The 20,889-nt window shown below is 33.2% G+C and carries 20 protein-coding genes and 2 tRNA genes; 17 read left to right on the top strand and 5 right to left on the bottom strand.

Going from position 1 to position 20,889, the window contains the following annotated elements; all coding sequences use genetic code 11:
- Positions 1-55: 55 nt before the first annotated feature.
- The 7 genes from phytr_RS02460 to phytr_RS02430 are packed head-to-tail and all read left to right on the top strand — an operon-like array spanning position 56 to position 5,757.
- Positions 56-487, top strand: coding sequence for an Rrf2 family transcriptional regulator (locus phytr_RS02460; protein WP_106874311.1), 432 nt, complete (start codon positions 56-58; stop codon positions 485-487).
- Positions 465-1,583, top strand: coding sequence for a cysteine desulfurase family protein (locus phytr_RS02455; RefSeq protein WP_106874310.1), 1,119 nt, complete (start codon positions 465-467; stop codon positions 1,581-1,583). The genes phytr_RS02460 and phytr_RS02455 overlap by 23 nt, the downstream gene beginning before the upstream one ends.
- Positions 1,580-2,803, top strand: coding sequence for an IscS subfamily cysteine desulfurase (locus tag phytr_RS02450; RefSeq protein ID WP_106874309.1), 1,224 nt, complete (start codon positions 1,580-1,582; stop codon positions 2,801-2,803). The genes phytr_RS02455 and phytr_RS02450 overlap by 4 nt, the downstream gene beginning before the upstream one ends.
- A 14-nt stretch (positions 2,804-2,817) precedes the next feature.
- Positions 2,818-3,198 carry a Fe-S cluster assembly scaffold IscU gene (gene iscU / locus phytr_RS02445; RefSeq protein WP_106874308.1) on the top strand — a complete coding sequence of 127 codons (381 nt, stop codon included), beginning with the start codon at positions 2,818-2,820 and terminating at the stop codon, positions 3,196-3,198.
- Between the two features lies 1 nt (position 3,199).
- Positions 3,200-3,535: a HesB/IscA family protein gene (locus phytr_RS02440; RefSeq protein ID WP_106874307.1), complete on the top strand. Its 336-nt coding sequence runs from the start codon at positions 3,200-3,202 to the stop codon at positions 3,533-3,535.
- Between the two features lie 3 nt (positions 3,536-3,538).
- Positions 3,539-4,045 carry a Fe-S protein assembly co-chaperone HscB gene (hscB, locus tag phytr_RS02435; protein ID WP_106874306.1) on the top strand — a complete coding sequence of 169 codons (507 nt, stop codon included), beginning with the start codon at positions 3,539-3,541 and terminating at the stop codon, positions 4,043-4,045.
- Positions 4,042-5,757 carry an Hsp70 family protein gene (locus phytr_RS02430; RefSeq protein WP_106874305.1) on the top strand — a complete coding sequence of 572 codons (1,716 nt, stop codon included), beginning with the start codon at positions 4,042-4,044 and terminating at the stop codon, positions 5,755-5,757. Before hscB ends, phytr_RS02430 begins: the two co-directional genes overlap by 4 nt.
- Here the strand turns inward: phytr_RS02430 and phytr_RS02425 are convergent.
- Complete coding sequence (locus tag phytr_RS02425; RefSeq protein ID WP_106874304.1) at positions 5,754-6,002, bottom strand: hypothetical protein; 249 nt, start codon at positions 6,000-6,002, stop codon at positions 5,754-5,756. The two genes, phytr_RS02430 and phytr_RS02425, sit on opposite strands and share 4 nt — an antisense overlap.
- Positions 5,999-7,162 (bottom strand): phage portal protein, encoded by a 1,164-nt coding sequence (locus phytr_RS02420; RefSeq protein WP_106874303.1) that lies wholly within the window; start codon positions 7,160-7,162, stop codon positions 5,999-6,001. The genes phytr_RS02425 and phytr_RS02420 overlap by 4 nt, the downstream gene beginning before the upstream one ends.
- A gap of 150 nt (positions 7,163-7,312) precedes the next feature.
- Here phytr_RS02420 and phytr_RS02415 point away from each other — a divergent pair, with 150 nt between their 5' ends.
- Together phytr_RS02415 and phytr_RS02410 are read left to right on the top strand one after the other, a co-directional pair.
- Complete coding sequence (locus tag phytr_RS02415) at positions 7,313-8,296, top strand: hypothetical protein (protein ID WP_106874302.1); 984 nt, start codon at positions 7,313-7,315, stop codon at positions 8,294-8,296.
- A 390-nt stretch (positions 8,297-8,686) separates the two neighbouring features.
- The gene (locus tag phytr_RS02410) at positions 8,687-9,226 is read left to right on the top strand and encodes a hypothetical protein (RefSeq protein ID WP_106874301.1); all 540 of its coding nucleotides are present in this window, start codon (positions 8,687-8,689) and stop codon (positions 9,224-9,226) included.
- A 5-nt stretch (positions 9,227-9,231) separates the two neighbouring features.
- Here the strand turns inward: phytr_RS02410 and rpe are convergent, their stop codons facing one another.
- Positions 9,232-9,882: a ribulose-phosphate 3-epimerase gene (rpe, locus tag phytr_RS02405; RefSeq protein WP_106874300.1), complete on the bottom strand. Its 651-nt coding sequence runs from the start codon at positions 9,880-9,882 to the stop codon at positions 9,232-9,234.
- A 150-nt stretch (positions 9,883-10,032) separates the two neighbouring features.
- On the opposite strand from rpe, the gene clpX reads away from it, so the two are divergent.
- The 4 genes from clpX (at position 10,033) to phytr_RS02385 (ending at position 13,889) form a co-directional block, all read left to right on the top strand.
- Entirely contained in the window at positions 10,033-11,286 is a 1,254-nt protein-coding gene (clpX, locus tag phytr_RS02400; protein WP_106874299.1) for an ATP-dependent Clp protease ATP-binding subunit ClpX, read from the top strand.
- A 4-nt stretch (positions 11,287-11,290) separates the two neighbouring features.
- Positions 11,291-12,265, top strand: coding sequence for an aminoglycoside phosphotransferase family protein (locus phytr_RS02395; RefSeq protein WP_106874298.1), 975 nt, complete (start codon positions 11,291-11,293; stop codon positions 12,263-12,265).
- A gap of 98 nt (positions 12,266-12,363) precedes the next feature.
- Positions 12,364-13,293, top strand: coding sequence for a thioredoxin-disulfide reductase (trxB, locus tag phytr_RS02390; RefSeq protein WP_106874297.1), 930 nt, complete (start codon positions 12,364-12,366; stop codon positions 13,291-13,293).
- A gap of 164 nt (positions 13,294-13,457) precedes the next feature.
- Positions 13,458-13,889 (top strand): Dps family protein, encoded by a 432-nt coding sequence (locus phytr_RS02385; protein ID WP_106874296.1) that lies wholly within the window; start codon positions 13,458-13,460, stop codon positions 13,887-13,889.
- 80 nt (positions 13,890-13,969) lie between these two features.
- On the opposite strand, the gene phytr_RS02380 is transcribed toward phytr_RS02385, so the two are convergent.
- Both phytr_RS02380 and phytr_RS02375 read right to left on the bottom strand, forming a co-directional pair.
- Positions 13,970-14,851 carry an ankyrin repeat domain-containing protein gene (locus tag phytr_RS02380; protein WP_106874295.1) on the bottom strand — a complete coding sequence of 294 codons (882 nt, stop codon included), beginning with the start codon at positions 14,849-14,851 and terminating at the stop codon, positions 13,970-13,972.
- Between the two features lie 134 nt (positions 14,852-14,985).
- Positions 14,986-15,876: an SPFH domain-containing protein gene (locus tag phytr_RS02375; protein WP_106874294.1), complete on the bottom strand. Its 891-nt coding sequence runs from the start codon at positions 15,874-15,876 to the stop codon at positions 14,986-14,988.
- 201 nt (positions 15,877-16,077) lie between these two features.
- Between phytr_RS02375 and phytr_RS02370 the strand changes: the two genes are divergently transcribed.
- From phytr_RS02370 to phytr_RS02350, 4 genes are all read left to right on the top strand, one after another.
- Positions 16,078-16,152, top strand: a tRNA-Glu gene (locus phytr_RS02370).
- 394 nt (positions 16,153-16,546) lie between these two features.
- Positions 16,547-16,623, top strand: a tRNA-Arg gene (locus tag phytr_RS02360).
- 141 nt (positions 16,624-16,764) lie between these two features.
- Positions 16,765-18,801 (top strand): ankyrin repeat domain-containing protein, encoded by a 2,037-nt coding sequence (locus phytr_RS02355; RefSeq protein ID WP_106874292.1) that lies wholly within the window; start codon positions 16,765-16,767, stop codon positions 18,799-18,801.
- Between the two features lie 46 nt (positions 18,802-18,847).
- A complete protein-coding gene (locus tag phytr_RS02350; RefSeq protein ID WP_106874291.1) occupies positions 18,848-20,860 on the top strand; it encodes an ankyrin repeat domain-containing protein in 2,013 nt (670 codons plus the stop codon).
- Positions 20,861-20,889: the final 29 nt, after the last annotated feature.

The raw sequence follows: 20,889 nt of genomic DNA, 5'->3' as shown, positions 1-20,889 counted from the left end.
CTTGACTAATTTAGTAGGATAGTATGTAATTAAAATATATTTTATATTTTATTATATGAAACTTACTACTAAAGGCAGATATGCCGTTGCTGCAATCTTAGATATAGCTCTTAGAAAAAGAGTTTTGCCGGTATCATTAACTGATATTGCACTAAAGCAGAATATTTCCATAAGTTATTTGGAACAAATCTTTTCTAAATTACGTGCTGCAGGATTAGTTAAATCCATGAAAGGTCCAGGTGGTGGATATATGATTACTCGTTCATTAGACCAAATTAGTATTAAAGAGGTGATTGATGCTGTAGGTGAAAAGTTGGAAATGACAAAATGCGGCAAAGATTTCTCTAAGGGCTGCGTTGAAAAAGGAATAAGATGTTCAACCCATGATTTATGGGAAGAATTAGGTAATAGAATTAATGGGTACTTACGTGGTATCTCAATTGCTGATTTAATTTCAAAGCACTATGATATACCTAGATCACAATAGTACTACATTTTTAAACCAGAAAGTCTTAGAAGCTCTAAAGCCTTATGCTGATAGCTTGCCACTCAATCCTTCTTCCGTTCATCAATATGGTAGAGAGGCAAGAGCTCTATTTGAAGAAGCTAGATTCGGTGTAATTAATAGCTTAAATGCCTCTAACTATAACTTAGTTTTTACTTCATCGGGTACGGAAGGTAATAATTTAGTTCTCAAAAATTTTTATCAAGATCAAATTATTATCTCCGCTATTGAACATTTATCAGTGTATGAGCATATAAAGTATAATGACAATATATCTTTAATACCTATTAATGATCAAGGCTTAGTTGATTTAGAAGCATTAGAGCAGGCTTTAAAAAATAGAAAAAATTCAAGAGCGCTTGTGTCTATAATTTACGCAAATAATGAAACTGGGGTTATTCAAAATTTGACAGAGATTATTAAAATAGTTAGGGATTATGAAGCGTTGATACATAGTGATTTTAGCCAAGCAGTGGGTAAAATGCATGTAAATTTGAATAATTATGATCTAGATTTTGTGACCATCTCGGGACATAAATTTGGTTCGATGGTTGGTATAGGCGGGTTATTTTATAAAAAATCTCATCATCTTATTCCTGATATGATAGGAGGAGGGCAAGAAAAGGGGATGCGCTCGGGAACTCAAAATGTTTTGGGCGCTCTAAGTATGGCTATCGCATTAGAAGATGCTATTTTAGATTTAAAGGAAGAATATATACAAGATTTGCGGGATACTTTAGAGCAGAAAATTTTAGATTTTGATCCAGAGGTTCAGATTGCAAGTAATAAAGCTTTAAGACTACCAAATACTTCAATGATAATTATGCCGGGGTGTCAAAGTCAAAAACAGATTGTATACTTTGATTTAAATGGATTTGCTGTTAGTGCGGGATCTGCCTGTTCATCAGGTAAAATTACTTCATCTCGGGTTTTAGAAGCTATGAACTATGGCGTGGATAGTGCTTGTGGAATTAGGGTTTCATTAGCAAAAACTAATACTATGGATGAAATAGAAAATTTTGCGCACAGTTGGAATAAACTATATAAAAGACAAATAACATCAACAGGTACACAATGAGTAATATAAAACTACCTATATATTTAGATTACCAAGCCACAACTCCTCTGGATGAGAGAGTGTTTGAAATTATGGTTCCTTACCTAAAAGAAAAATTTGGTAATCCGCATTCAAGAAGTCATGTATTTGGATGGGAGGCAGAAGAAGCGGTTGAAAAAGCAAGAAACCAAGTTGCAAGCGTCATTAATGCAAATCCTCGTGATATCACCTTTACTTCAGGTGCAACCGAATCAAATAATTTGGCTATAAAAGGTTGTGCATACTTTAACCACAGTAAAGGAAAAAATCATATTATAACACTTAACACGGAGCATAAGTGCGTATTAAATACATGTCGTAAGCTGAAATTAAAAGGTTTTGATGTAACGTATTTACCGGTTGAAAAGAATGGGATTGTAGACCTTGCGAAGTTAAGAGATGCTATAACTGATCAGACTATTTTAGTATCTATCATGGCTGTGAATAATGAAATAGGGGTTATTCAGCCTTTAAAGGAAATAGGAAAAATTTGTCGCGCAAAGGGTGTATTTTTTCATTCAGATATCGCGCAAGCCTATGGTAAAATCCCAATTGATGTAGAAGAATGTAATATTGACCTTGCAAGTATTTCATCACATAAGATTTACGGTCCTAAAGGAGTGGGGGCTCTATACGTTAGACGTAAGCCTCGGGTGCGTTTAGAGCCAATTATTGATGGAGGGGGGCAAGAGAGAGGTTTGAGATCTGGAACGCTTGCACCTCATTTGATAGTTGGATTTGGGGCGGCGGCTCAGATCGCAAAAGAAGAGATGGAAATTGAGTATAAAAGAATTAAGGAATTATCTTCTCTATTTTTAAAGAAAATTTTTGATAATTTAGATGAAGTTTATCTCAATGGTGATAAGGAAAAGCGTTATGCTGGTAACTTAAACATAAGCTTTTCGTGTGTTGAAGGTGAATCTTTAATTTTAGGAATTAAAGACCTAGCAGTATCTTCAGGTTCTGCTTGCACATCTTCATCTCTAGAGCCTTCTTATGTTCTTAAAGCTTTAGGCGTTGAGGAAGAAATGGCACATACTTCAATTAGGATTGGTTTCGGGAGATTTACTACTAGAGAAGAGGTTGAATATGCTGCTAATTTAATAATAGAAAAAGTAAAGCATTTAAGGGATTTAAGTCCACTTTGGGACATGAAATTAAGTGGTATAGATTTAAAACAAGTTAATTGGACAGGACATTAATTAAGTAAAGTATTATGGCTTACAGTAAAAAAGTATTAGATCACTATGAAAATCCTCGCAACGTTGGATCACTTGATCAAGATGCGCCTAATGTAGGTACGGGTCTTGTTGGGGCTCCTGCTTGTGGTGACGTAATGAAACTGCAAATTAAGGTTAATAATAATGGAGTGATTGAAGATGCAAAATTCAAAACTTTTGGTTGTGGTTCTGCTATTGCCTCAAGTTCGCTTGCGACGGAATGGATTTTGGGTAAAAACGTAAATGATGCTTCTAACATTAAAAACACTGAAATTGCGGAATATCTATCGCTTCCACCTGTGAAGATGCACTGCTCGATGCTTGCAGAAGATGCAATTAAGGCGGCTATAGCTGATTATAAAGCAAAGAAAAAGTAGAATGCGTAAGCAAGTTATCTCCATTAGTCAGCGTGCTGCGGATAAAATCAAAGATCTTATTGCTCAGCGAAAAGGAGAGGCTATGGGAATTAGAGTAAGTGTAAAAAGCGGTGGATGTTCGGGATTATCCTATGTGATAGAATATGCAGATGATAAGCTATTATTTGAAGAAATAGTAGAAGACAAAGGGGTGCGTGTTTTATTAGATCCAAAGGCAATAATGTATGTTATAGGATCTGAAATGGATTATATAGAGGACGACTTTAAAGAAGGTTTTGTTTTTACTAATCCTAATGAAAAGATGAAATGCGGTTGTGGTAAATCTTTTAACGTATAAGAAATGCAAAATTATTTTCAAATTTTAAAATTACCAGAAGTTTTTGATATTGATTTGGCTGAGTTAGAGAGAAATTATTTTAATCTGCAAATAGAATATCATCCAGATAGGGCTCTTAATATAGAAGACAGAGGGGAGTTGCTAGTTATGTCTACGAAGCTTAATGAAGCTTATGAGAACCTCAAAGATGATTTCAAAAGGGCTAAAGCACTGCTTACAGTGTTAGGTGTTAATTTTAATGATGAAGAATTGAAGAGCAATTTGGACAAAGAATTCTTGCAGGCTAAGCTAGATGAGTTTGAGTTTATAAACAGTGCTCAGGATACTAAAGAATTATCTGAAATGTTGATTGCAAAATACTTAGAAAAAAAGGAATTAATTACTTCTTTAATTCATGCCTTTAAGTCAAGGGAATTGGATACCGCTTCTAAACGGACTATATCATTGAGATATGTAGATAACATCATCGATCAAATAAAAAATAAACTTCAAAACACTCAGCATGTATGAGCTTATTGCAAATACAAGATCCTAAAAAAAATCGCCTAGAAGTAGTTGTTGGAATTGATTTTGGTACTACAAATTCTTGTATAGCATTTTCTGATGATGCTAAACCTTTTGTATTAGGAGGTGACCAAAAGCTATTACCATCCGTATTATCTTTTGATGAAGGTAAATGGCAAGTAGGAAAGGCGAGAGGTATTAGTATTGCATCTATTAAACGAATTCTCGGAAAAAGCTATGACCAAATCATGGCATCCGATGCTATTGACCCTAAATTAAAAGAGATAATAAGCCATAAAGATGGAACTTTAAAAATTAAAGTAGATGGTAAATATTTTGAGCCAATTTATCTAGCAAGCTTAATATTTTCTGAATTAAAAAAAATCGCAGAAAGACACCTAAAACAAGAAATAAAAAAGGCAGTTGTCAGCGTTCCAGCTTATTTTGATGACAGACAAAAAAGTGCAATAAAGCAAGCAGCAAATATGGTTGGTTTGGATGTCATAAGACTGATCCAGGAGCCAACGGCTGCTGGTTTTGCATATGGTATCCAGTACAAAGACACTAAGGGTCAATATTTAGTTTATGATCTAGGTGGGGGGACTTTTGATGTATCATTGTTAAATATACAAGGCAAGGTTATACAGGTTATAGCTGTTAGTGGTGATGATATGTTGGGTGGTGATGATATAGATCATGCAGTTGGAAAGCATTTAGATATATCTCTTAAAACAGCTAAAAAATTAAAAGAGTTAGTATCACCGAGTAAAGATGCTACGGTAGATAAAACCAAGCTTACCTGGGAAGAGTATGAAAAGATAGCAGCGCCTATTATTGAGAAAACTATTAAACTTACATCATCTGTCGTTGGGCTTAGTAATAATTTAAGGGGTATCATTTTGGTAGGGGGTTCTAGCAAATCTCCCTTGATCAAAAAGATGCTTTCAAAGTTTGAGGTCGAAATTTTAGAAGGCATAGATCCTGATCGAGCGGTAGCGCTTGGTGCTGCATTGCAGGCTGAAAATCTGTCAAGAGCAAAAAGCCACATTCTGATCGATGTGTTACCTCTTTCTTTGGGTATAGAGGTTATGGGAGGTTTGAATGATAAAGTTATCATGAAAAATACTCCCATCCCAACTTGCGTAAAAAGAAACTTTACTACCTATGCTGATAATCAATATGCTATTAAATTTCGCATCATCCAAGGAGAGCGAGAATTTGCTAAAGACTGCAGGGAAGTAGGTTTTTTTGAACTATCAGGACTATCTCCGATGCCTGCGGGTCTTCCTAAAGTAGAAGTAAATTTTATGATAGATGCAGATGGTCTTCTGTATATTAATGCGTCAGAGTCAATAAGTGGTGTTAACAAAGAGTTAGTTGTGGAGATGCAAAATCTTAATCAAGATGTTACAGATATTTTGCAAGAAAGTTTTGAGAAGGCAGAAGAAGATTTAAATGCCAGAATCTTAAAAGAGCAAATTTTAAAAGCAGAAGACCTTATAAGTAAGGTTCATAAAATTTTGCATAAGTTATCCAAGGATCATGACTTAGGTACTTTTATCCAGAGGCTTCAAGATGCGATAGAATCTGAAGATACTAAACGCATCAAGGAAGCGTATGAAACTCTGGAAGCAAAATTCACTCCTATTTGCTTAGATCACTTTAACAATCAGATTAGTAAATTGCTCCAAAATACTAAGATATCTAAATTTGATTAGCTACTTCTAGCTTGAGCCTTTTCTAGAAAATCATTAATGATTTGTAGGTCCTGCTGACTTAATTCCTCTTCAACGCCAATTTGTTTAATCTTTTCGAGTTTGATAGTTGTTTGAATAAGCTTGTTAATTAGATCTGTAATCATCTTCTTGTCTTTTAATGCTAGTTCCTTACTAAGATCATGTTCAATTTCAGCAATCAGTGTTGAAATCAGCTTAATACAGCGGTCAAATAAATTATCTTTCATGCTTCTTCGGCTACTTTGTCGCCATTTTGAATACGAGGTAAGTTGGCCATAGCTCTTTTTTCATTGGCTGACATGAAATTAATATTATTTAAGTTAGACCAGAGTTTTTGACGTTTTTCTGTCAGCACTGATATGGAATCGCGGTCAAAATCGACGATAAATTCATCTTGGAACCAAAAAGAAAGCCAATTAGTAAGACCATCTGCAATTTTATCTAGTAGTGGTATAAGAGTTTCTTCCCAAAGTGCAAGACGGGCTTCTTGCATATTGCTATAGGTATTATCGCCGTTTATTCCAAGCAGTTGAGGAGGGACGCCGAAAGCAAGTGCAATCTCACGTGCAGCTGAATTACGAGATTCAATAAAGTCCATGTCTTTAGGACTAATGCTCATCTCTTTCCAATCTAGTCCTCCTTCCAGGAGCATAGGCTTACCTGCATTATTAGATCCGTAATATTTGTCGTTAAGCTCTGATCTAAGTCTTTCAAACTGATCTTCTGAAAGATATCCTCCATTATTTACAACTAATGCTCCGCTAGGACGTGCGCCATTTTTAAGTAAAGTATGGTTCCATTCTGTAGATTTATTATGTAGATCAATTAATTTACTTGCTGGGTCGAGGCATGAAAGGCCATATATAGGATCGGTAGGATGGTAATTCTTAATATGTAATACCTGACTATGCTTATTGACAGAATCTACAGGATAATATTTTGTGTTATTGTTTGTTATATATTTATATCCCACAATAGACCCTTTCTCGCATATAACTTGTACTGCCTGAGGATTTAAGGAATGCAGTTCAACGGGTTTGTTGTTATTACTTATAGCCAAAATATAGCTATTTCCGAATAAGAGTTTGTTTGCGATAATTTCGGCAAAAAACTCAGCGCCGGCCTTCATCGGATTAGGTTTTTTAAGTAGTCTTGCTAAATGATGGAACGTTACTTTTTCAAACCCGCTGGAAGTTTTTTGCATCACAACCCAAGGTACATGCCCTGCAGATTGGGCTATAACATTCACGCATCTATTAACAATGACGTTATTACGATAGCTTTCTATCCCAGCTTTTGGCTCATACGGATCTGAGAAATAGAAATTTTCAAGATAGTTCGTAGTACTTTTTTTAGAGTGAAAAAATTTTTGAATGTATTGAAGCATAAGAATATACGATTTAGCGAATCTAAACTATTAATATCTCAAAACATGTGCAGCATTAAGTAGCTATTGGTAATTTTAATATATTTGTAATTAATTTTTGTATTTCGTACTGATTATTAAGGGTTCGAAGGGTTTGATAAAGTATAATAGATGTATGATAATTTAATGGATAATTGTATGGTATTTTCTAATGATACACTTCAAGACTACAGGAAAAAAAGGGATGAATTAGAGGATTTTATGAAAAAAAAGAGTGAGGCAGATCCTTCTCATGTCAATTATTATAAAATAATTAAAGACCATATAAAAGAAGTTGATCAAAAGATACAAAGCTCATCTGAAGATCAGGTACTAAGTGATAATTTTTTGCAAATATGCTCAAGAGGTATGCAAAGTATAATTGAGGCCGAAAAAAGGGATTTCGGAGAGTTCAGGATGGGGGTTATTAAGGCTATTATAAACAATACCCTAACTAATCTAAATCAATCAGTTTTAGACAACTCATTACAAGATTACGAAGAAAAAAAGCATGAATTGGAAAATTTTGTAAAAAACGAGAAAACTAAAAATCCTTCTAATAGTAAGTATTATGTTTTAATTAAGGATTACATCAAAAAAATTGATGAAAGGATAGACAAAGCTCGTGAACTTAAAGTGTTGGACGAGGGTTTATTGTTTCAATGTTCACTTAGTATGAGTAATATGGTTAATGATGCTCAAAATATTTCATACTTTAGGAAAAAGAATGAAATTCAGATTCTTGCCAGTGCTGTAGAGAATAATATTAGAGATTTAGATGAAAAAATCTTTAAAGAAAAGGGAGTGAAATTAGCTACTTCAACAGCAAAAACTAAAAAATATGGAATTTTAACTCCTCAAAATTTTCTACCTTTAAGTAAATTAAGTAACGTGGCAAAGGAGTTGAAAATACCATCCGTTAAAAAAGCTGTTGAAGGTTTTGTGACAGCTGTGAAAAAAATTAAGGACGTTAAACTCACAAAAAAAGCATCAAGTGAACTCGTTTTTCCAGTAAAAGAAAAAGAATCTAGGCCTAAAAATATAAAATTGAAAACGGGACGTTGGGTGGGGATAAAAAATGCCATCAAAAAATTTCAAGGAGGTAGAAGTAAGTAGATTTATATCATTAAGTTCTTAATAATTTGGATATTTTGCTTGATATTGCCATCTTTATAAAGATAACTACCAACAACAAATGTATTAGCTCCTGCACAGCAATTTGGCTAATGTTTCGTATATTCACACCTCCATCAACGCTAAGTAGAGCGTTATATTTTCTTGACTTAATAAAATTTAGAACAGCAAAATTTTTTAATATATTGAAACATAAGAGTATACCGTTTAGCTATTCCAAATTATCGAGAGCGCAAAATATATGTAGGATTAAGTAGGTAGTTGTAATATTAATATATTTGTAATTATTTTTTGTGTTTTGAGTTGATTATTAAAGGTTTGAAAGGTTTGTCAAAGTATAATAGGTATGTAACAATTTAATAGGTAATTTTTATGGCAGATGAAAAAGAAAGAATATTAGAGGAGTTAGAAAGTATTGTCCAAAACATGGAAAAGGATGGTCGATGGGGAAGTATAATGTCGAGAGATATATTAGAGCAATATAAAGAATTGAGTAAACTAGATAAGGATGGAACATTATTAAGGGAAGCTAAAGATGTTATTCGTGATATTGTGGCTAGGGAAGTTGAAAAGAGTCTTTATGGTACTAAATTACCTTTGGATTATTGGACTTCTAGCCCAGTGGCGGAGGAATATCAAGATCAAAGTAGTCTCATTGAAAAATTTCATAAGCTTATAATGGAAGCACAGAGAAAAACTGCAGAACCTGCAGCAACAAAAATACAATCCGTATTTAGGGGTCGTCAAGCTAGAAAGTTAGCGCCGCAGAAAAGGAACGAAAAAGAAGGGGAAGGGATAGCGAAGAAAGTAGAAAGAAATAATGAAAGACCAGTGATAACAAAAACTAAAAATTTTGCTGAAACAGTAAGATCTGCTGTAAAAAGCATACCAGAAAAGGGTAGAGGAGGATAGTAAATTTACATTATCAAACTCTTGATATTTTGGATATTTTGTTGAATGTTGCCATCTTTATAAAGATAACTACCAACAACAAATGTATTAGCTCCTGCATCAGCGATTTGGCTAATGTTTCGTATATTCACACCTCCATCAACGCTCAGCAGTGTGTTAGCTTGCATTTTACTTGATAGATAACTTATTTTATTAAGTTGAGATTGAATAAAGGTTTGTCCTCCAAAACCTGGATTAACGGACATTACAAGAACTAGATCAATAATATCAATTATATATTCTAAGTTTTGAGGCAAACTTGAGGGTAGCAGAGCAACTCCAGCCTTAATTTTAAAGTTTTTAATTTGTCTGATTGTTCTATCAATATGTTTTACGGCTTCAAGATGAACGGTCAATATGTCGCTACCTGCATCTACAAAAGCCTGAATATGTCTTTCTGGATTTTCCATCATAAGATGTACATCCAAAGGTAGTTTTGTTATTTTCTTTAATGCTTCAACGGAGCTAATACTGAAGCCTAAATTAGGTACAAACGCCCCATCCATAACATCAATATGCAGCATATCAACACCTCCTTCTTCAAGTTCTTCTACTTGTTTTTGTAGGTTCAGAATATCTGCGGAAAGAATTGAAGCTGATAAAGAGCGTTTTTGCATGTATTAATTTCAAATAAATTTTGCCACATTATCACAATACTAATCCTGACATTGTAAAAAATCAAGTTTTGCACCTTGCACGTTGATGTTAAATTAGTTAAATTGGAAGAAGGTAGTGCTATCTATTTAAAATATTAATGTTTAATTAAAATGACAATTTACGGCAACGATAAGAAGACAGTGATTTGTTCTTTTTGTAGCAAAACACAAAATGACGTAAAGAAAATAGTGGCAGGAGCTAGTGTTTTCATTTGTAATGAGTGTATAGAGCTTTGCGCAAGCATTATTAAGGAGGAAAACACTCGAATGGTTAAGACTATCTCAAATAGCATACCTACTACTTACGAAATTTATAAGACGCTCAGTCAATATGCGATAGGGCAAGAGCATGCTAAAAAAGTTCTCGCGGTTGCCGTACGCAATCACTACAAACGCTTAGAGCATGCAGAGACAATTAATCCTCACAAAGTAGAATTAAATAAGTCTAATATTCTTTTAATTGGCCCAACCGGTTGTGGTAAAACTCTTTTGGCTCAAACGTTAGCAAAAACTCTTAACGTACCTTTTGCTATCGCTGATGCAACTTCCTTGACTGAAGCTGGATACGTAGGTGAAGATGTTGAGAATATACTTCTTAGATTGCTGCAGGCTGCCGATTATAATATTGAAAAAACCCATCAAGGTATAATTTATATTGATGAAATAGACAAAATTGCTCACAAGGCTAGCGGCACTTCAATTACACGTGACGTATCAGGTGAAGGTGTACAGCAAGCATTACTAAAAATAATAGAGGGTACGGTAGCATTTGTTCCTCCACAGGGTGGTAGAAAGCATCCACAGCAGGATTGTATTCCTATAGATACAACAAATATACTATTCATTTGTGGAGGTGCTTTTAAAGGTATAGAAAAAATAATCAGTACTCGTAAATCAAAGTCTTCTATAGGATTTAATGCTGACGTAATGAAGCCTACGCAAGATAACTATTCTGAGATTATTAAAAGCGTTGAGGCGGATGACTTGGTTAAATTTGGCATGATACCAGAGTTTATTGGTAGGTTGCCTGTAATATGTACTTTAGAGGATCTTGATCAAAATGCTTTAGTTGAGATATTAACTAAGCCAAAAAATGCTTTGGTCAAGCAGTATCAAACTTTAGTTGCTTTTGACGGAGTTGATTTACAATTTGAACAAGCTGCTTTAGAGAAAATAGCCTCAAACGCTTTAAAGAAAAAAACTGGTGCAAGAGGCCTCAGGGCTATTATTGAGAAAGCTTTGTTAGACACTATGTTTGATTTAGAAAATTATCAAGATAGCACCATCGTAATTACAGAAGAAGTAATTGCGGGTACTCAAAAACCTATCGTGCAAAAGAAAAAGAAGTTAAAGAAAACCAGCTAATTTCGTGAAAGAGGAAGCCTTTATCAAAAGGTGTGGTATAAGTGTTGATAAAAGTATTGCTCTTCCTCGAGATGCATCTACCAAAAGTTTTTATAGACTTTATATCAACCAAAATAATTCACCTGAGCATTTTAAGGGTATCGGTACAGCACTTTTAATGCATTATCCTAATGCAGGAGAAGTGTTTGATAAGTTCTTAGAAGTTGCAAAAATTTTCTCTCACCATGGATTGCGCTGTCCTTATATTTTTGATTATGATTCAGAGTGTATCTTGCTTGAGGATTTTGGGGATACGTCTATAAATAAATTTCTTGCAAATCGATCATCAAAAATTAAAATCCAGACTTATACAAATATCGTCCAAGATCTATATAAGTTGCAACAAATCTCTACTAACGAATTTCAAAATGCAAGTAAATTATCAAAAGAAACTTTGTTAAGGCAATTATCAAACCTATTTCCATGGTATTTAAGGTATTTGAATAAGTCAGAAGATTTCATGAATGAATATATTGTTGAATGGCAAAAGATTTTAAACGTATTGCCTAATTTAGGAGAAGTGCCAATACATGGAGATTTTCATGTCGACAATCTATTTATTTTGCCCAATAATAAAATCGGGATCATAGATTTTCAGGATCTGAGTCTAGGTCATCCTGTATATGATCTTGTTTCATTGTTATCTGATGCAAGAATTGAAGTTGAGAATAACTTAAAAACTCAGATGCTAGACTTATATATCAAGTTAACAAATTTTGACCCTGATAAAGTAAAAATCTCTTTTGATATATTAGGGGCTCAGAATTGTAGTCGTATATTAGGTCTATTTGCCAAAAAGGCCTTGAAAGATGGTGACATAAAGTATCTAAAATTCATACCTAGATTAGAGAGGTATTTGTACTATCATCTAAAACTACCAAAGTTGAACAAAATAGCAAAGTTAATGTTGCAACATGCCTATTTATGTGCAATGCCCTAAAATTCTATATGATGAATTTTTTATTCTTCTGGATAAGTCTCTTCTGAATCTATATAATGATATTCACTAATATATGACTACCTTATTTTTGAAAAACTATGATACATAAAGTTTTAATTATTGGATCTGGCCCGGCCGGATGTACTGCCGCTATTTATGCAGCGAGAGCTAATTTAGAGCCAACTATGATTTGCGGATTCGAAGCTGGCGGGCAGTTAACTACCACAACTGATGTAGAAAACTTTCCAGGCTTTGAGGATCCTGTACAAGGTCCTATCTTAATGCAAAAAATGATGGAGCAGAGCAAAAAAGTTGGAACTAGGATTATACATGATGAAGTTATTAAAGTTGATTTTGATAAGAAGCCTTTTAGCGTGTATACAGCTAAAGAGGAATATTTAGCACATAGCATAATAATTGCGACCGGTGCAAGTGCTAAATGGTTAGGGCTTGAGTCGGAACAAGAATTTCGTGGATTTGGTGTATCGGCTTGCGCGACATGTGATGGATTCTTTTTTAAAAACAAACACGTATTAGTTGTGGGTGGAGGTAACAGTGCCGTAGAAGAAGCATTATATTTAACTCATCATGCAAGTAAGGTAACACTTATTCATCGTAGAGACTCGTTAAGGGCTGAAAAAATTCTGCAGGATAGGTTATTTAAAAATCCTAAAATTGACGTGATTTGGAATTCGGAGCTTGCTGAGGTTTTGGGAACAAAAGAGCCTATTAAATCAGTTATTGGTGCTAAAATTAAAAATACTCAAACCAATCAAATTATGCAATTAGATATAGATGGTATATTTATTGCAATTGGTCATAAGCCTAATACTGATTTGTTTAAGGATTTTTTAGAGATAGATTCAGCAGGATATATTAAAACCAAGCCAGGTACAGTAAGTACAAATATTGAAGGAGTATTTGCCGCCGGAGATGTGCAAGATAAGATTTATAGGCAAGCTGTTACAGCTGCTGGCACTGGCTGTATGGCCGCCCTTGATGCAGAGAGATATTTAAGCAATTTATAAAGTTAAATTTGAAGATATAAGGTGACAGGCTGTAACTAAATATATTACGTCTAAACATTTTGAATTTTCTAATCTTAAAATTGATATATAGTACTTATAAGGAAAATATGACAATTACATAGCATCCTGTAAGCTTAAACTATTAATCAATTAAATTTAAATGTATGACTAAGGTATCAGAAAAGCTGAATCAATTTTTAGCAAATTCATTAGTATTATTTGCAAAATTGCATAACTATCATTGGAATGTTAAGGGCGTAGAGTTTTATGTTATCCATAAAAAGACTGAAGAATTATATAAATTCATAGAATCACTATATGATGATTTCGCAGAACGTATTTTGCAAATAGGGGGGACTCCAATTGTTACCCTAAAACAAGCTCTTGAAATGGCAACAATTGTTGAAGAAAAAAAGACAAGTTTTGATGCAAAATACGTAGTAAAAAATATTGTAAAGGATTTTGAATTTTTAGTAAAAGAATTAAAAATTCTTGCAGATTTGGCCAAAGAAGATATAGTTACAAATCTATATGTGGATGAAAAAGCTGCTTTCTTAGAGAAAGAGATCTGGACTTTAAAGTCTTTTGCTGCTTGAGAAAAATAGACATATCAGAGTATATTTGGGTATACAAATAAGTATCCCTGTCGATTTACGGAAGGATACTTATAATATTTTTAATTAGCTTCTTCCGGAATAATATCGCCAGTGATGTCGGTACTAGAGAACAAATATTTATCACAAAAAGTTGACATGTCTATATCATCATATTTATCCGCTGCTGCTTTTATATCATTTATATGATGCTGGTATCCTTTTTCTTCAATAAGCCACTTTATTACTTCTCTATTGCCAAGGGTGCCAAAATCATATTTATCGGATTTGTATCTTGTAAATCCTTTATCTAGATTAGAATCTTGAGATAAGTTTTTTTCATAATTTTCTATTACTGAGGATACGTCTATTAGTCCATGATAATTTTTTAAGCACAGTTTAAGAACTTCTATCATACCTTTCTTTCCAATCTCTGTAATAGTATCATCATGTGATGGTGATTGAGGATCTATATCAGGAATTTTCAAACCTTTAGATATTAAAGATTCAAGCATATTGAAACGATTATACTTATCAAAGGCAGTTAGAAAATCTACAGCAACGGGATATTTCAGTATTTCTGTTACTAAAGTGGGAATTTTTTCCAAAGTACCGTGCTTAATAGCTAAGTCTAGAGGAGTTTCGCCATTAATATCCCCGCAGCTGATAAAGTTAGTTAGTCTATAAACATATTTAAGATTTTGATTATCTGAGGCTGAAGGTGAAAAATCCGTTCTATTTTGACATAACCACTCAGCTATTTCAGGGTTCGAAGTTGCTGCTACATGAAGAATATTTCTGCCATTTTCATCTACAGCAAAACGTAAATATCTTCCAGTTTCATCAAACTTAGATAAAGTTTCTTTCATGCGCTCAAAATCTCCTGCTTTGACAGCATTAAATAATTGTTCCTTGACCAGATCATAGTCGATAGGTTTTGTAAATTGTAAAGATTGAGATTTCATTTTAATAATCTACCTTTTAGTTAAATTTTATACTCCTAGTATAATTAATTATATTACAATAGACAATATTTATTTGAAACAATTATCTTTTTATAGAATTTTTAAATATATGAAACCTTCTTTAAAAAGCTATATTACACTTCTTTGCTTGTTGTGGGTATAATTTCTTGCAGCTGTTTTGCGAGTTCAGAAATGTTACCAGGTAAATGAGATAAAAACACAGCATTACTTTTTGAATTACCTCCTATATCACGCATCATATCAAAATACTGAATGAGCATAATCATCTGCATAATTTTTTCACTTCTTAGCTCTGGAGTATTTTTTTGTAGTTCTTCAACCGAGCGTCCTAAACCGTCAATAATGGCTTTACGTTGACCTGCTATACCAATACCATGCAAAATATTAGATTCAGATTCTGCCTCAGCCTGTTTGACTCGCATAATCTTTTCGGCTTCTGCCTTTTGTGTAGCGGCCATTCTCAAGCGTTGAGCTGTATTGATCTCATTCATGGCATTTTTAACGTGTTCATCAGGCTGGATATCTGTTACAAGCGTTTTAATAATTTCGTATCCAAAATCAATCATTGTGTCATGCAGCTCCCTTTTAACGTCAACCGCTATTTCATCCTTTTTAGAAAACACGTCATCTAATAAAATAGCTGGTACTTTTGCTCTGATTGCATCAAAAACAAAAGATTGAATTTGGGCTGTATGATTTTCTAACTTATAAAATGCATCAAAGCATTTGTCTTCAATTGCTTTATATTGAACTGAAACGACAAGCTTTACGAAAACATTATCAAGGGTTTTTGTTTCAACTAATAAGGTTAGTTCTCTAATTTTAAGATTTACAAAACCTGCAATGTTATCTATGAAAGGAATTTTAAAATTAAGTCCAGGATGAGCAAGTTTAGTGAATCTACCAAAGCGTTCTACTATTGCTATAGTTTGCTGAGAAACAACAAAACATACTAAATTAAATAGGATGAATAAAACACCCAAAATAATCAATATTTGAGCCATAAAATACCTTATTAATGTTAATTTTATTCATTATAAACCTTATATCTTTAGTTGTCTAAATATATTGCAAAAAAAATTGTAATAGTTATTAAAATTTAAAATGGCTGCTTGCGGTTTGTTCTAGTTTTGGTATAATGCTTAGATGTGCTAATCAAAAGATTGTGATTAGATAGACTAAGCTACCATAGCTTTAAAAAAATAGGCCCCTTCGTCTAGCGGTTAGGACGTTACCCTTTCACGGTGAAAACACGGGTTCGATTCCCGTAGGGGTCACCATTTTTGAATGTAGATTTATGAAGACAGTTAGTTCATTAAAAAAATTAAAAATAAGACACGAAGACCTTCAAACGGTTAGAAGAGGGAAGAGAATTTACGTTATTGTAAAAAACAAAAAAGGAGTTAAAGACTTCAATAAGAGATTTAAAGCAAAACAGGGATACTAGTATCTATATCAACATATTATCCATGTTGATTAACAGATTGTATTCCTAGCCCTCTTCTTAAATTCCCTTGGCATCGTATTCACATATACTTTTATCACCTACTTTATTACTAGAGCATTAATCCTAATCCATAACTGATTTTTAGATGACCAGCAAATGCTTATTCTCAAGTTTATGCTTGCAATTTCACTCATTTGTAGGTAGAATGGCTAACGTACTTCATCTTTGCGCCCTTAGCTCAGCAGGATAGAGCAACGGATTTCTAATCCGTAGGTCAAAGGTTCGAATCCTTTAGGGCGTGCCACTTTTTAAAATTACTCTCCCCAATTTTTTATTTATATCAATTAAATTAAGCGTCTTGTTTATTTAAGCGTAAGAAGTTTGTTTATTCCTTAAATTGTGTTAAAATTAAAATATTTTACAATTAATTTTTATGGTTAAACTTATGGATAAGCCAAAAGCACTCACTTATGTCGAAGTTACAGAGGGTAGTGAGGTTGATGTGAATCAAGTATACGAAGGATTTCGCAGAGCTATTAAGCTCTATGATCTAGAGGGTATCAGGGATATTTATAATACATTTCCAAATCAATCCCGAAAAGTTATGATTAATGATTTTGATGGAAACGGCTATCCTCTATTACATTTTACTTTAAGCGCTGAGTGTGATGAAGATTATTCTCAAGATGATCCTAGCCTAATACAAAAAGAAAGTAAGGTATTATCTATAGTAAAGGAATTAGTGACATTAGGAGTCGATGTGAATGAAATATACGACTACGAAGACCAAGAATTCGAAGAAGACCAAGAACTATTAGAAGATTCTGACCAACACATTTATCCTTTATGCTTTGCTGTGCGTAAAGGTTTGATTCCGGTAATAGAATTTCTCTTAGAACACGGAGCCATTTCGCCTTATGATTATGACAGAGAGTTTAAAGAGCCCCAAACACCTTTGAATTGGTCTATGGAAATAGTTCGAAGATCTATTTGCAAAGAAGACGATCGCTGCAATCTTTCTATGATACAATCCTCTAAATATCCTACGAAAGAGATAATAGAATTGTTATTAAGATATGGAGCAAATATAGACGATGCAATAGGAGATGGTGGTTACACTTGGACGCTTTTAGGTGACGCTGTCCAGTGTGGTGATGTAGAGATGGTTAAGTTCCTTATAGATAAGGGAGCTAATGTTTCTGCTATACAGAATGAGTATGGAGATGGTACTTTAGCCCTTTTATTTCGTGAAAAAGATATAAATAATATAGGTGAAATTATAGATCTGTTATTAGCACAAGGAGCCGATCCTGCGAAGCCTAACGAATTAGGATGGTCTCCTTTAATTCTTGCCACACTTAAGGGGAATGAAAAAATTTTAGAAAAATTATTATCTCACGTAGATCTTTTAAAAGATGGTGAAAGCCCTATGGAGATAGGAAAAGGATTGCTCAAAGAATGTATCGAAAATAAACCTATATCGGCTCAAACCATTAGATACTTTGAGAGGGGCATAGATATGCCTAATTGCTTTTTTGATTTCCTATTTCAAAAGCATGATGATGCATTAGAGATATTTTTTCATGAGGATACAATAAGTGCCCTAGATCGTTCTTCTGAACCTAATCTCAGAAGTTTTATATCAGATTGTTTTAAAAAACAGAATTATAAAACAGTTGTGTATTTATTAGAGGTACATAGTCCTAATGAACGTATATCTATACCCCTTGAGATAGATGAATTTGTTCAATTATTAGATGAATCATTTATTTATAATCCAGTAAAGAATTTTTATTCTACGCGAGAAACGATTAAGAGGCTAATAAGTTACGATACAACAGTTACAGATGAACTAATTACACTAATGGTACAAATGACATTAATTAAATTAAAACAGCACGATACATTAAATAAACTAAAAATTTATATGGACTCACTAAATCCTAAATTACGTCATCATTTAAATTCGATCACGAAAGAAGTTAATCATGAAAAATTGTCCAGCGAATTTAAGTCTTTAAAACCGATAAAAGTTATAATGCAAAAATTAGGTGCAAAACCTACCAAACCTGATTTTGGACACGAGCGGGAGTTATGTGATTATACTGAAAATATACTGGAACAATTTAGTTCAGGTTTTTCCGTAGTAAAAGCAATTTATAACCCTTCCTCTTTTTATCTTTTCTTTACTCGCAATCAAAGAAGATTTGAAAAATCTGAAGAACAACCGGAAGTAAATGAGAAAGTTAACAATGATATGGAGAGTATAATTTCTAATACTTTGAGTTATTTAGATTTTGAAAAGGCCGCAGACTTCAGCCTTATTCTTGGCAAGAATTTTTCAAAAAATCTTGCCAGTTTTTTTACTACAAATAAAGAACTTGTTTCAACAAATTCTGGATTTGATGTAGACGAACACGACCTTTCATGTACTTCTCCTGTAGAAAAGCTTCCAAAGATAGGAGAACATGATGAATCATAATTGTTATACTTAAATCAGTTAATAGTATTAATATTGGGAGTAAGATATGAACGAATCAAAGGCATTTAATTATATAAAAATTGAGCAGGGGGTAGATGTTACAGAGAAACAAGTATATGAAGGTTTTTGTGAAGCAATCAAAGTTTGCGATGCGCAAGGTATCCGTGATATTTATCATGAATTTCCTAGTTTGGCAAAAAAAGTTATAGATAACGAATTTGATCACGAAAACTATCCCTTAATATATTTAATCTTAAGAAGCAGTTTAGGCTACCATTCCGAAGAGGGTTTTGGCTTATTACAAATCGAACAAAATACGTTAACAGTATTAACAGAGCTAGTAAAATTAGGGTTGGATGTGAATCAGGAATGGGACGATGATGAGCATTATCTTAGTGGTGATTGTGATGATAATTATAGGCTTTTGGATTATGCTGTATATGGGGGTTTTATTTCAGTAACAGATTTTCTTTTAAAACAAGGTGCTGCTTCGCATTATCATTGTGAAAGAGAATTGAAGGGAGCTATTAGAACACCCCTAAACCATGCTATGGATACATTTGTAGACGCTCTTGAAGCAAAAGCAACAAGTAATTTGTCTATGATAGAATCTTCTCAATATCCAGCGAAAAAAATGATAGAGCTTTTATTAAATTATGGCGCTAATATAAATGATACAATAGGATTTGGCACTGATTATTCGACCACTTTAGGTAAGGCTGTATGGGATCAGAATATAGATATGATTAATTTTTTGATAAGCTATGGGGCTAATGTTTCTGCTATACAAAACGAGGATGAAGATAGTATTTTACATCTTTTGTTTTTACAAGACATTAAGGATAATACGGGTCAAGTGGTGGATGTATTATTGGCAAATGGGGCGGATGCTATGAGACCTAACAAATATGGATGGAACACTATCGCCTTTGCTACACTTCATAAAAATGAAGAGATTTTAGAAAAATTATTACGAGGTGCAGGTCTTTTAGAGGTGGGCAAGAGTCCTATAGAAATAGGTATAAAATTAGTTAAGGAATGCGTTAAAAATTTTCCAGTATCAGATGATAATGCAAAATATTATGATATTCATCTACGTCGTGAATCGGGCAATCATCCAATTAAAATATTTGACTTTTTATGTAATCTAATTTCAGAGGGCCATAATGATTTGTTAGATACATTATTTAATCATTTTGTAACAAACTATGTTCATCCATTAGGTAGAATTTGTATAGAAAGCTGCATAACAAAACATAACTATAAGGCTGCGGTGCATCTTTTAGAAAAAATGCCTGAAAGTTTTGATACCATGCATTATCGTGGCAGGTCTAGTCTTCTTCTACTATTAGATGAATCATTTATTTATAATCCAGTAAAGAATTTTTATTTTGCGCTATTAGCGACTCGGAAGATACTAAATGAGAGTATAATAAAATCAAATGGATTAATAGTGAGATTAATTAAATTAGAAGATCACGAGGTATTAAAGTTAAAAACTTATATCGATTCATTAAATCCTAAATTATCTCATCATTTAAATTCGATTAAGAAAGAAGTTAATCATGAAAAATTGTCCAGTGAATTTAGGTCTTTAAAACCGATAAAAGTTATGATGCAAAAATTAGGTACAAAACCTATTAAGCCCGATTCTGGGCCTGATCGAGAGTTATGTGATTATATTGAAAATATACTGGAACAATTTAGTACAGGGTTTTCCATAGTAAAAGCAATTTATAACCCTTCATGTTTTTATCTTTTCTTTACTCGCAATCAAAGAAGATTTGAAAAATCTGAAGAACAACCGGAAGTAAATGAGAAAGTTAACAATGATATGGAGAGTATAATTTCTAATACTTTGAGTTATTTAGATTTTGAAAAGGCCGCAGACTTCAGCCTTATTCTTGGCAAGAATTTTTCAAAAAATCTTGCCAGTTTTTTTACTACAAATAAAGAACTTGTTTCAACAAATTCTGGATTTGATGTAGACGAACACGACCTTTCATGTACTTCTCCTGTAGAAAAGCTTCCAAAGATAGGAGAACACGATGAATCATAATTGTTATAACAATTTAGTATGGTCTAACT

This window comes from Candidatus Phycorickettsia trachydisci (assembly GCF_003015145.1).
Classification (GTDB): Bacteria; Pseudomonadota; Alphaproteobacteria; order Rickettsiales; family Rickettsiaceae; genus Phycorickettsia; species Phycorickettsia trachydisci.
Note: the sequence above shows the minus strand (reverse complement) of the source record. Positions and strands in the feature narration are given on the sequence as shown.